A 12,784-nucleotide genomic window follows, 5' to 3' on the forward strand; every position below is an offset into this window, starting at 1 on the left:
GCGGCTACCAGTCAATTCCCTGTTGCGCCTGGATGCCGGCATCAAAGGCATGTTTTACCGGGCGCATCTCAGTCACGGTATCTGCCAGCTCCAGCAGGCGCCGGTGACAGCCGCGTCCGGTAATAATCACGCTTTGCGCAGACGGACGCTGTTGCAGAGCAAGCATCAGCGCCTCCAGATCCAGATAATCCATGCTCACCATATAGGTGATTTCATCAAGGATCACCAGGTCAACATCGCTATCAGCCAGCATGCGTTGTGCCTGCTGCCAGACCTGCTGGCAGGCGATCGTATCCGTGCTGCGGCTCTGGGTCTCCCAGGTAAATCCGGTGGCCATTACCTGAAACTCAACCCCGTGCTGCGCCAGCAGATTACGCTCGCCGTTGGGCCACTCCCCCTTAATGAACTGTACCACTGCCACCTTTTTTCCGTGGCCGCAGGCGCGCAGCGCCGTACCGAAAGCCGCCGTGGTTTTTCCCTTACCGTTACCGGTAAATACCATAACGATACCGCGATGTTCTGTCGCCGCAGCGATGCGCGCGTCAACCTGCTCTTTCAGGCGCTGCTGACGTTGCTGATGGCGATCGCTCATGCGCTGGCCGGACCCGCTTTACGTCCGGGCTGAGCATCGAAGCTCATGCCCGTTTTACGCCGGCTATCATCGCCCATCAGGTAGAGATAAAGCGGCATTAAATCGGCCGGAGTTTTCAGCAGGTTTGCATCCTCCTCCGGAAACGCGCTGGCGCGCATCTTCGTACGCGTGCCGCCGGGATTGATACAGTTTACGCGCAGGGCGTGGTTTTTATACTCATCGGCGAGCACCTGCATCATGCCTTCAGTGGCAAATTTAGAGACGGCGTAAGCGCCCCAGCCGGCGCGCCCGGTGCGGCCTACGCTGGAGGTAGTGAATACCAGCGATCCCGCCTCTGATTTCAGCAACAGCGGCAGCAGAGCCTGCGTCAGATAAAAGGTGGCATCCAGGTTGATCTGCATCACCTCGCGCCAGAGGGCCGGCTCAAGATCGGCCAGCGGAACAATTTCACCCAGAATACCGGCGTTATGCAGCACGCCGTCCAGACGCGGCACGCGCTCAGCAATCTGCGCGGCCAGCTGCTGACATGATTCAGGCGTGGCGGTCGCGAGATCCAGCAGGTATGAGCTGGCGGGCTGCTTATTAAGCTGGTTAATCGCCGCTTCTGTCTGCTGCAGGGTAACGGCGTTACGTCCGAGCAGGATAACGCGGGCGCCGTAGCGGGCATAGGTCAGCGCCGCTTCCCGGCCAATGCCGTCTGATGCGCCGGTAACCAGAATAATGCGGTTTTCGAGTAGATCGCCTTTAGGCTGATAGTGCACAGCAATCTCCTTCAGTCAGTGGTAGAGGTTTCTGGCTTTATGCCTGAATTCGCCAGCCGGTGCAATGCTACAGAGGAGCATTCTGTGCCGCCTGCGGGCTTTTCAGGCGACGAACCGGGTTAAAGCAGTTACACTCAGCTGTTAATTGTAATTCACTGTTTAATAAGGCGGCAGAATGGATTTTTTCTCCAGCTATGGGCTCTTCCTGGCCAAGGCTGTCACAGTAGTGATCGCCATTGCGGCCGTAGTATTTATCATACTGAATGCTGCGCTGCGCAAACGTCATCACGCCGGTCAGCTGCAGGTGACGCATCTGGATGATGAGTATCGTCAGATAAAAGAGGATCTGCAGCTGGCTAAAATGAAGCCGCAGGTACAAAAAGTCTGGCTGAAACAGCATAAAAAAGAAGAGAAGCTGAAAGCGAAAACAGAGAAGCGCAACGCAAAAAACGGCGTCACTGAAACCGCGAAGCCGGTACTCTATGTGCTTGGCTTTAAAGGCAGCATGGACGCGGGTGAAGTCGCCTCCCTGCGTGAAGAAGTATCCGCTGTACTGGCCGTAGCGCAACCGGGTGATGAAGTCCTGCTGCGGCTTGAAAGCCCGGGCGGGGTGGTGCATGGCTACGGTCTGGCAGCGTCGCAGTTGCAGCGCCTGCGCGACGCGGGTCTGCGCCTGACCGCCGCCGTAGATAAAGTGGCCGCCAGCGGCGGATATATGATGGCCTGTGTGGCAGATCGCATTGTCGCCGCGCCGTTCTCCATTATCGGTTCAATCGGCGTTGTGGCGCAGATCCCCAACTTCAACCGGCTGCTGAAGCGCAATGATATTGACGTGGAGCTGCATACTGCAGGCCAGTACAAACGTACCCTGACGCTGTTTGGTGAAAATACCGAAGAGGGGCGTGAGAAGTTCCAGCACGATCTGGATGAAACGCATCAGCTGTTTAAGGGCTTTGTGCAGCAAATGCGTCCGTCGCTGGATATGAACCGGGTAGCGACCGGCGAACACTGGTATGGGCAGCAGGCGCTTGAACTGGGTCTGATTGATGAAATCGGCACCAGTGATGCCCTGATTATCCGGCATATGGAGCGCTTCACCGTGCTGGGCGTACAGTATGCGCGTAAGAAAAAGATGATGGATCGTTTTACCGGCAGCGCCAGCCAGGCGGCAGAACGGCTGTTGCTAAAAATCTGGCAGCGTGGCGAAAAGCCTCTGCTGTAACAGAAACCCGGCTCCGGCCGGGTTTTTTATGCTTAGCAACGGGTGAGTCCCATTTACTTCGGCCGGGTTGTGAAATGAATTCCATTTTTGTCCCGAATTATCCGACTTTTTTTGACAGCGCATTTTCTCCTTCTATATTACCTGCCATTCTGTTGCCACTTATCCGTGTTCACGCCTGCAGCTGGCGCAAAATTAAACAGAGTGCTATTTAAGTTGCGTATCAGATTTTATCAGGTAGAGTGTGGGCGATTCAGCTTTCAGGGAGTTCACACCAGGATGTGTGATGATGTCAGGCGGAAAAAGTGTAGTTAATCATAAGGTTGCGCACACCGTTTTAAACTGAATAGTGGCAGTCCCCGCCAGCTTGAAAATCAGATTGCTGGCAGCAATATTAAACCCACTGGGTTTTGGGGCATTAATCCTCTCCCGTTTATCAGGACGTTTCAATCAGGTAAAGGTACATATGGGTAAAGCACTCGTTATCGTTGAGTCCCCGGCAAAGGCCAAAACAATCAATAAATACCTCGGTAATGACTACGTGGTGAAATCCAGCGTCGGTCATATCCGCGATTTGCCGACCAGTGGTTCAACGACCCGTAAAAGTACTGACGGTGAGAAGGTAAAAACCGGGAAAAAAGTTAAAAAAGATGAAAAGGCGGCGCTGGTCAACCGAATGGGTGTTGATCCGTGGCATGGCTGGGAAGCTGATTATCAGATTCTGCCAGGCAAAGAGAAGGTTGTGTCTGAACTTAAAAGCCTGGCCGCTGACGCCGATCATATCTATCTCGCAACCGACCTTGACCGCGAAGGAGAAGCCATTGCCTGGCACCTGCGTGAAGTCATTGGTGGCGACGACAAGCGTTTCAGCCGGGTGGTGTTTAATGAAATCACCAAAAATGCGATTCGCCAGGCGTTTGAAAAGCCGGGTGAACTGAATATCGAGCGGGTTAATGCCCAGCAGGCGCGCCGTTTTATGGATCGCGTTGTGGGGTATATGGTTTCGCCTCTGCTGTGGAAAAAGATCGCCCGCGGTCTCTCTGCCGGACGCGTTCAGTCGGTAGCGGTACGTCTGGTGGTTGAGCGCGAGCGCGAAATCAAAGCGTTTGTGCCAGAAGAGTACTGGGAGATCGACGCAGATTTTGCTACGCCAAAAGGCGATGCGCTGGCGATGCAGGTGACGCATCAGGGCGACAAAGCGTTTCGTCCGGTTAACCGCGAGCAGACGCACGCGGCGGTCGCGATACTGGAAAAAGCGCGTTATGAAGTGCTGGATCGTGAAGATAAACCGACCAGCAGCAAACCTTCTGCACCTTTTATTACCTCAACGCTGCAGCAGGCTGCGAGCACACGTCTCGGCTTTGGCGTGAAGAAAACCATGATGATGGCGCAGCGGCTTTATGAAGCGGGTCACATCACCTACATGCGTACTGACTCCACGAACCTGAGCCAGGATGCAGTGACCATGGCGCGCGACTATGTCGCCAGCGAGTTCGGCAAAAAATACCTGCCGGAAGCGCCGGTGACCTATACCAGCAAAGATAATTCGCAGGAAGCACACGAAGCGATTCGCCCGTCAGATGTCAACGTAAGCGCTGAGCAGCTGAAAGATATGGAAGCGGATGCGCAAAAACTTTACCAGCTTATCTGGCGCCAGTTTGTGGCGTGTCAGATGGTCCCGGCTAAATATGACTCCACCACGCTGACCGTAGGCGCAGCCGAATTCAGGCTCAAGGCAAAAGGCCGCACGCTGCGTTTTGATGGCTGGACGCGCGTTATGCCGGCGCTGCGTAAAAACGATGAAGACAGGACGCTGCCGCCAGTAGCGGTAGGGGAAATACTGGATCTGACTGCGCTGCAGCCGAGCCAGCATTTTACCAAGCCTCCGGCGCGATTCAGCGAGGCGTCGCTGGTGCGCGAGCTGGAGAAGCGCGGTATTGGCCGTCCCTCAACCTACGCGTCTATTATTTCCACTATCCAGGATCGTGGTTATGTACGCGTTGAGAACCGTCGTTTTTATGCTGAGAAGATGGGTGAGATCGTCACCGACCGGCTGGAAGAAAATTTCCGCGAGCTGATGAATTACGATTTCACCGCTCATATGGAAAACAGCCTCGATCAGGTAGCCAACAATCAGGCGCAGTGGAAAGGCGTTCTCGACTCCTTCTTCAGTGACTTCAGCCAGCAGCTGGAGCAGGCTGAAAAAGATCCGGAAGAGGGCGGCATGCAGCCGAATCAGATGGTGCTGACCTCAATCGACTGCCCGACATGCGGTCGCAAAATGGGCATTCGTACGGCCAGCACCGGCGTATTCCTCGGCTGTTCGGGCTACGCCCTGCCGCCAAAAGAGCGCTGCAAGCAGACCATCAATCTGATCCCGGAAAACGAAGTGCTGAACGTGCTGGAGGGTGACGACGCGGAAACCAACGCGTTACGTGCCCGCCGCCGCTGCGTTAAGTGCGGCACCGCGATGGACAGCTATCTGATTGATAACAGCCGCAAGCTGCACGTCTGTGGTAACAATCCAGAGTGCGATGGCTATGAAATTGAGCAGGGCGAGTTTCGCATCAAGGGCTATGATGGCCCTATAGTCGAGTGCGAGAAATGCGGGTCGGAAATGCACCTTAAGATGGGACGCTTTGGCAAGTATATGGCGTGTACCAACGAAGAGTGTAAAAACACCCGTAAAATCCTGCGCAATGGCGAAGTCGCGCCGCCGAAAGAGGATCCGGTACCGCTGCCTGAGCTGCCGTGCGAGAAGTCAGATGCCTATTTTGTGCTGCGTGACGGAGCAGCCGGCGTCTTCCTTGCGGCTAATACGTTCCCGAAATCGCGCGAGACCCGCGCGCCGCTGGTGGAAGAGCTGAAGCGCTTCGCTGACCGTCTGCCGGAAAAGCTTAAATATCTGGCAGAGGCACCGGCAGCCGATCCGGAAGGAAATAAAACCCTGGTGCGTTTTAGCCGCAAGACAAAACAGCAGTACGTTTCGTCTGAAAAAGAGGGTAAAGCAACCGGCTGGTCAATGTTCTATATTGACGGTAAATGGCAGGAAGCGAAAAAATAACTCTCCGGGGCTGGCATCTGCCAGCCCCGTTTACTTTCCCCGCCTTATAACCTAACGTTCTTTATTCGGTTAAAAACTGATATAGTTGTTATAGTTTTTCTATTCTCAATTCGCTCTGTTCCTCACATCTGCATCATGGGCGGCTGCCGGCACGCACGTTAGTCGCTAACGGGAAGATATAACTATGAAACTGCAGCAGTTGCGCTATATCGTGGAAGTGGTCAATCACAATCTCAACGTCTCATCAACCGCTGAAGGTCTCTATACCTCACAGCCTGGCATCAGCAAACAGGTACGTATGCTTGAAGATGAGCTGGGGGTGCAGATATTTGCCCGCAGCGGCAAACATCTGACGCAGGTTACGCCAGCCGGTGAAGAGATTATCCGCATAGCACGTGAAGTATTATCAAAAGTTGATGCGATTAAATCCGTAGCGGGCGAACACACCTGGCCTGACAAGGGATCGCTTTATGTCGCCACCACGCATACGCAGGCGCGCTATGCGCTGCCGGGCGTAATCAAAGGATTTATCGAGCGCTACCCTCGCGTTTCACTGCATATGCATCAGGGCTCCCCTACGCAGATTGCTGAAGCGGTATCCAAGGGCAACGCTGACTTTGCCATTGCTACTGAAGCCCTGCACCTCTACGACGATCTCATCATGCTGCCCTGTTACCACTGGAATCGTGCGATTGTGGTAACGCCCGACCATCCGCTGGCAGGCAAAGACAACGTGACTATAGAGGAGCTGGCCGATTTCCCACTGGTAACCTACACCTTTGGTTTTACCGGCCGCTCCGAGCTCGATACAGCGTTTAATCGTGCAGGTCTGACCCCGCGTATCGTGTTTACCGCAACTGACGCAGATGTAATTAAAACTTATGTACGGCTTGGCTTAGGTGTGGGTGTGATTGCCAGTATGGCGGTTGACCCGGTAGCCGATCCGGATCTGGTTCGCATTGAAGCTTCAGAGATTTTCACCAATAGTACGACCAAAATAGGCTTCCGCCGCAGCACCTTCCTGCGCAGCTATATGTATGATTTTATTCAGCGATTTGCACCGCATCTCACGCGTGATGTGGTAGACACCGCTGTTGCTCTGCGCTCCAATGACGACATTGAAGCGATGTTCCGCGATATCAAACTCCCTTTCAAATAATTCGCCAAATCATGAATTTACCGGGGTGTCCAGTGGGCACCTTCAGGTTTCCCCTCGCTTAGCGCCATCAGTAGTTCAACAAAAGCTGACATTTTTCTGTAAATAAAACATGCATCACAGGTTTTTTCATTGTTATTAATTAATTGAGAAACAGTACACATTTTTCGGTTCACTTCTTTGCACACTGCCAGGATTATTCCCATACTCCAGTTAACACCTGATGAAGAAGGGCTTTATTACTGAGGTTTCTTATTTAACTCAAATTTAAAGTGGTACTAATTGTTGTTTAACCCAAATTTCGGTCGCCGTTTTTTTAATAGTTCTGAGGTCTGTGTTTCAATAAGGCTAATCAGTTTTCGAAGCTTTGATTAATAGCGTTAATCGTTGTGCTCAATAAAAATAACTGGATTTTTGGACTTAAGAAGTTTAGGATTCATCCTAAATCTTAATCGTTGTTATCAATCGTTTTGTTGAGAGTGATTATCAAAAACTATGGCTACGAGAATAACTGTACAACCCGACTTCCGGGCTAAGAGCACCAAGGTTCAGCGTACCGGTAACACCCGTCGCAAAGCCTGGTTGGCTGTCTTCGCTGCTTCAGCGCTGTTCTGGGTAGTGGTGGCATTAATGATTTGGCGTTTATGGGGCTAAGCCATGTGGGCAAACTCACTCAGTCGTAAATATCCGGTCACTGCACGGCAGCCAAATACACCTGCGTGCAAAGCAAAAGAAGCTCCTGCTGCTGAGCAGTCTGTAGCGATTCCTGCTTCCTGGGATCTGAGTGACAAGCAGCGCAGCTTTATCGAATCTTTTATGGATCCAAAACTCAAATAATTGTTGTTGCACTTATTTTTAGCATCTGATGTTGCTTTGATTTTTTCCGGTTATTCCGGCGGGCCAGCAAAAAGCCCATGACCTTACACTGCAAATAAGCGTCGACAGTAGATTACTGAAGATTAAAGAAAATTTAGCCCGAGAACCGGGAAGGAGTGACGAATGAATACAACCACTTTTTCATGGCTTAGCGTTTATGCTTTCTCATTTGCCTTCTGGGCAGCGGCAGCCTGGGCTCTTATGTAACCGACGCTTCTTATCACCGAATTTATGGAAATGCCCCGACTCAGGTCGGGGCATTTTTGTTTGTAGCACCCAGTGCCCTTTCGGGTTGTTATCAAAACGTTAACGAAAATGTGGTCTATCTTTAAGCTAAACCTTGCACTCTCTGAGGTTTAGCCTAAGGAATTAAAGGAGGAGACATGTCGTTAACATTACGCGAGCAAAGTCAGGATACGCTGGCGGTCGGGGCACACACCTATCATTATTACAGTCTGGCTAAAGCCGCACAGCATACCGGCAATATTGATCGCTTACCGAAATCGATGAAAGTGCTGCTGGAAAACCTGCTGCGCTGGCAGGATGACGAGTCCGTTACCCTTGAAGATATTCAGGCGCTGGCAGACTGGCAGCAAACCGCCCACGCTGACCGGGAGATTGCATATCGTCCGGCACGCGTGCTGATGCAGGATTTTACCGGCGTACCCGCCGTAGTCGATCTTGCCGCTATGCGCGAAGCAGTCGCACGACTGGGCGGAGATGTGGCAAAAGTTAACCCTTTGTCCCCGGTGGATCTGGTTATTGACCACTCCGTAACCGTTGATCGCTTCGGTAACGATGACGCCTTTGGCGAAAACGTCAGGCTGGAGATGGAACGTAATCACGAGCGCTACGTTTTCCTGCGCTGGGGACAGAAAGCGTTCAACCGGTTCCGCGTGGTGCCGCCGGGTACCGGCATCTGTCATCAGGTTAATCTGGAATATCTGGGTAAATCCGTCTGGCATGAAGAGCTGGAGGGCAAAAACGTTGCCTGGCCTGATACGCTGGTGGGTACCGACTCGCATACCACGATGATCAATGCGCTGGGCGTGCTGGGCTGGGGCGTTGGCGGCATCGAAGCGGAAGCGGCTATGCTGGGTCAGCCGGTTTCAATGCTTATTCCCGATGTGGTTGGCTTTAAGCTGACTGGCAAACTGCGTCCGGGCATTACCGCGACCGATCTGGTGCTGACCGTTACCCAGATGCTGCGTAAGCATGGCGTTGTCGGCAAATTTGTCGAATTCTACGGTGACGGGCTGGCCGATCTGCCGCTGGCCGATCGCGCAACGATCGCTAACATGGCACCAGAATATGGTGCCACCTGCGGTTTCTTCCCGATTGATGACGTCACCCTGAGCTATATGACGCTGACCGGGCGCGATGAGCAGCAGGTTAAATTGACGGAAGCGTATGCGAAGCAGCAGGGCCTGTGGCGAAATGCGGGCGACGAGCCGATCTTTACCAGCACGCTGGCGCTGGATATGGCTGACGTCGAATCGAGTATCGCAGGACCTAAGCGCCCGCAGGATCGGGTGGCGCTGGGCGATGTGCCCGCCGCGTTTGCCGCCAGTAATGAGCTGGAGATCAACCACGCACAAAAGCCGCATAAAGCGGTCAGTTACCGCGACAGTGAAACCCGCCAGTCGCATCAGCTTGATGATGGTGCGGTAGTTATTGCCGCGATTACTTCCTGTACCAATACGTCAAACCCCAGCGTGCTGATGGCCGCCGGCCTGCTGGCAAAAAAAGCGGTTGAGCGCGGGCTGAAGCGCCAGCCGTGGGTAAAAGCTTCCCTGGCCCCCGGATCAAAAGTGGTATCTGACTATCTGGCCACAGCCCGTCTCACGCCTTACCTGGACAAACTCGGTTTCAACCTGGTGGGGTATGGCTGTACAACCTGTATTGGTAACTCAGGGCCACTGCCGGATGAGATCGAAAGCGTTATAAAAGAGGGCGATCTGACCGTTGGCGCCGTGCTCTCCGGGAACCGTAATTTTGAAGGCCGTATACATCCGCTGATTAAAACTAACTGGCTGGCTTCACCCCCGCTGGTGGTGGCCTATGCGCTGGCCGGCAATATGAACATCAATCTGCAGAGCGAGCCTATCGGTCAGGATCAGACCGGCAAAGATGTTTATCTCAAAGATATCTGGCCATCACCGGAAGAGATCGCCGCCTCGGTGCAGCTGGTTAACAGCAGCATGTTCCGCAAAGAGTATGCGGAAGTGTTTGACGGAACGCCGGACTGGCAGCAAATCTCCGTGAGTGAAGCGGCAACCTACGACTGGGATGAAGGATCGACCTATATCCGCCTTTCACCTTTCTTTGATGACATGGAGAAAACGCCAAAGCCGGTTGAGGATATTCGCGGCGCCCGTATTCTGGCGATGCTGGGTGACTCAGTCACCACTGACCACATTTCGCCTGCGGGGAGTATTAAGGCTGAGAGTCCGGCGGGACGCTATCTGCTGGCGAAAGGCATAGAGCGTAACGACTTTAACTCCTACGGGTCGCGCCGTGGTAACCATGAAGTAATGATGCGCGGTACCTTTGCCAATATTCGTATCCGCAATGAAATGGTGCCCGGTACGGAAGGCGGCTACACCCGGCATTTTCCGGGTAATGAAACGCTGGCTATTTATGATGCCGCAATGAAATATAAAGAAGAGGGCGTGCCGCTCGCCGTGGTGGCCGGGAAAGAGTACGGTTCAGGTTCCAGCCGCGACTGGGCTGCTAAAGGACCGCGCCTGCAGGGAGTACGCGTCGTGATCGCTGAGTCTTTTGAGCGTATTCACCGTTCAAACCTGATTGGTATGGGGATCCTGCCGCTGGAGTTCCCGGCGGGCGTTACCCGTAAGACGCTGCAGTTAACCGGTGAGGAGCGGATAGATATTGCTGACCTGACGCAGCTGACGCCGGGCTGCACGGTCAATGTTACTCTGATCCGCGCAGACGGCAGTGAGGAGCAGGTGGCCGCACGCTGCCGTATCGATACGGCAACGGAACTGACTTACTACCGCAATGACGGCATACTGCACTATGTTATCCGCAATATGCTGAACTAAAAAAAAGCCGGGCTTGCCCGGCTTCTTTTCTCTCAGGATTTCGGCAGCAGATGCCCCATCTTTTCCGCTTTGGTATCGAGATAGTGGGCATTTTTTGGATTGCGCCCGACGATCAGTGGCACGCGCTCAACAATATTAATGCCCGCTTCGCTGAGGATCTCAACCTTGCGCGGATTATTTGTCAGCAGGCGCACTTCATCGATACCCAGTAATTTGAACATATCAGCGCACAGGGTGAAATCACGCTCATCAGCGGCAAAGCCCAGCTGATGGTTCGCCTCGACGGTGTCATAGCCTTTATCCTGCAGCGCATAGGCGCGGATTTTGTTCAGTAAACCGATATTACGGCCTTCCTGACGGTGATACAGCAGCACCCCGCGCCCCTCTTCAGCAATCGCTGTTAACGCCGCTTCAAGCTGAAAGCCGCAGTCGCAGCGCAGACTGAACAGCGCATCACCGGTCAGACACTCAGAGTGGACACGCGCCAGCACCGGCGTATGATCGCTGATATCACCGTAAACCAGCGCCACATGATCGTGGCCGGTTGCCAGTTCTTCAAAACCTACCATCAGGAAATCTCCCCATGGCGTGGGCAGTTTAGCTTCTGCTACCCGTTTAAGCTGCATGTGATTCTCCAGAACCTTCAGAGGATGCGCTATCATCTTGATAACGCACGGGCCGACTGACCCGAAAATTGTGTCTATTGTGCCATATCCACAAGCAGGCCCGCTAATCAGTCAGAAAGATTGTAGTGATAAAGCACGATTATCCAAGCCGCTTTAGGTATGTTATTCTTTTTTCAGCTAAAGTTATTCAGCAAACGCATTATAACCCGCAGGAAAAGCCAAAGTATGTTGAAAATAGTGCAGCGCACGACTCTGGGTGCCTTTTTATTAATTGCGATGCCACTCTGCGTCTGGCTGTCGGGCTGGCAATGGCAGCCGGGTGAAAGCGGGGGAGTGCTGCGCTTTTTGTTCTGGATGACGGAAACCGTCACCAGCCCGTGGGGGATTATCACCAGCAGCGTGCTGAGCGCCTGGATGCTATGGTGTCTGCGCTTCCGCCTTAAGCCTGCTATCCTGCTGCTGATTATCATGAATGGCGCGATTCTCGCCGGGCAGTACACGAAGTCATGGATTAAAGAGCAGGTGCAGGAGCCGCGACCCTATGTGGTCTGGCTGGAGCAGCAGCATGGCATCAGCAACGATGAATTTTATCAGCTGAAACGGCAACAGCGGGGCGAGATGGTTAATGGGCTGCTGGCCAGCGATACGCAAATTCCCCGCTGGTTAAAGCAGCACTGGGCATTTGAAACAGGATTTGCTTTTCCTTCCGGCCATACTATGTTTGCTGCCAGCTGGGCGCTGCTGGCAATGGGCCTGCTCTGGCCGCGTCGCCGGGTGGTGACGCTGGTGGTGCTGTTCAGCTGGGCCATTATGGTGATGGGCAGCCGGCTGGTACTGGGTATGCACTGGCCGCGCGACCTGATTGTCGCAACCCTTATCTCCTGGCTGCTGGTGACCGTCGCGACCTGGCTGGCGCAGCGCTTTTGCGGTCCGCTTACGCTTCCGCCTGATGAGCAGCGCGAAGTCAAAGCGCGCGACGACGGATTGTAATCAGCCGAACTGCCCCCATATAGCTGATTACGCTTGCGCAAAGCCAGCTAACTGATAACGTGAAAGCAGCATGGTACGCGCTTTTTTGGCATACTCTATTGGAAACTCTACGACAGGACGCATTGTGAAATATTTGCTGATTTTTCTGGTGGTACTGGTCATTTTTATCATTTCAGTGACGCTGGGTGCTCACAATGATCAGGTGGTGACCTTCAACTATCTGCTGGCGCAGGGTGAATTTCGTATCTCCACGCTGCTTGCAGTGCTGTTTGGCGCCGGTTTTTTACTGGGCTGGGCAATCTGCGGACTATTCTGGTTACGCATCCGCGTTTCACTGGCACATGCTCAGCGTAAACTGAAGCGTATGCAGGCGCAAAACGAACACGCTTCGGCAGCCACCACCGTATCGACTACAGGTCGTCGGGATTAATGTTC

11 protein-coding genes are annotated in these 12,784 nt (G+C 53.4%); 8 read left to right on the top strand and 3 right to left on the bottom strand.

Annotated features, from left to right (window positions below):
- Window positions 1-4 precede the first annotated feature (4 nt).
- Both cobO and FS690_RS02815 read right to left on the bottom strand, forming a co-directional pair.
- On the bottom strand, window positions 5-592 hold the full coding sequence (gene cobO, locus FS690_RS02810) for a cob(I)yrinic acid a,c-diamide adenosyltransferase (protein WP_039384586.1): 588 nt from the start codon (window positions 590-592) through the stop codon (window positions 5-7).
- A complete protein-coding gene (locus FS690_RS02815) occupies window positions 589-1,353 on the bottom strand; it encodes a YciK family oxidoreductase (protein WP_039384584.1) in 765 nt (254 codons plus the stop codon). The genes cobO and FS690_RS02815 overlap by 4 nt, the downstream gene beginning before the upstream one ends.
- 175 nt (window positions 1,354-1,528) lie before the next feature.
- Between FS690_RS02815 and sohB the strand changes: the two genes are divergently transcribed.
- The 6 genes from sohB to acnA all read left to right on the top strand — a co-directional run bounded on the left by sohB (window position 1,529) and on the right by acnA (window position 10,733).
- Window positions 1,529-2,575 carry a protease SohB gene (sohB, locus tag FS690_RS02820; protein ID WP_039384581.1) on the top strand — a complete coding sequence of 349 codons (1,047 nt, stop codon included), beginning with the start codon at window positions 1,529-1,531 and terminating at the stop codon, window positions 2,573-2,575.
- Between the two features lie 463 nt (window positions 2,576-3,038).
- Complete coding sequence (gene topA / locus FS690_RS02825) at window positions 3,039-5,636, top strand: type I DNA topoisomerase (protein ID WP_104085016.1); 2,598 nt, start codon at window positions 3,039-3,041, stop codon at window positions 5,634-5,636.
- A gap of 184 nt (window positions 5,637-5,820) precedes the next feature.
- Complete coding sequence (gene cysB, locus FS690_RS02830) at window positions 5,821-6,795, top strand: HTH-type transcriptional regulator CysB (protein WP_039384577.1); 975 nt, start codon at window positions 5,821-5,823, stop codon at window positions 6,793-6,795.
- Window positions 6,796-7,287: 492 nt separating this feature from the next.
- A complete protein-coding gene (locus FS690_RS02835; protein WP_071668859.1) occupies window positions 7,288-7,446 on the top strand; it encodes a YmiA family putative membrane protein in 159 nt (52 codons plus the stop codon).
- A 3-nt stretch (window positions 7,447-7,449) separates the two neighbouring features.
- Complete coding sequence (locus tag FS690_RS02840; protein ID WP_039384574.1) at window positions 7,450-7,629, top strand: hypothetical protein; 180 nt, start codon at window positions 7,450-7,452, stop codon at window positions 7,627-7,629.
- Between the two features lie 422 nt (window positions 7,630-8,051).
- Window positions 8,052-10,733: an aconitate hydratase AcnA gene (acnA, locus tag FS690_RS02845; protein ID WP_145339044.1), complete on the top strand. Its 2,682-nt coding sequence runs from the start codon at window positions 8,052-8,054 to the stop codon at window positions 10,731-10,733.
- A gap of 32 nt (window positions 10,734-10,765) precedes the next feature.
- Here the strand turns inward: acnA and ribA are convergent, their stop codons facing one another.
- Window positions 10,766-11,359 (bottom strand): GTP cyclohydrolase II, encoded by a 594-nt coding sequence (gene ribA / locus FS690_RS02850; protein ID WP_039384570.1) that lies wholly within the window; start codon window positions 11,357-11,359, stop codon window positions 10,766-10,768.
- Window positions 11,360-11,584: 225 nt separating this feature from the next.
- Between ribA and pgpB the strand changes: the two genes are divergently transcribed.
- Window positions 11,585-12,349 carry a phosphatidylglycerophosphatase B gene (gene pgpB, locus FS690_RS02855; protein WP_039384568.1) on the top strand — a complete coding sequence of 255 codons (765 nt, stop codon included), beginning with the start codon at window positions 11,585-11,587 and terminating at the stop codon, window positions 12,347-12,349.
- Between the two features lie 124 nt (window positions 12,350-12,473).
- Window positions 12,474-12,779: a LapA family protein gene (locus FS690_RS02860; RefSeq protein ID WP_039384565.1), complete on the top strand. Its 306-nt coding sequence runs from the start codon at window positions 12,474-12,476 to the stop codon at window positions 12,777-12,779.
- Window positions 12,780-12,784: the final 5 nt, after the last annotated feature.

It is taken from the genome of Pantoea sp. PSNIH1 (assembly GCF_007680655.1).
Lineage (GTDB): Bacteria > Pseudomonadota > Gammaproteobacteria > Enterobacterales > Enterobacteriaceae > Pantoea > Pantoea eucrina.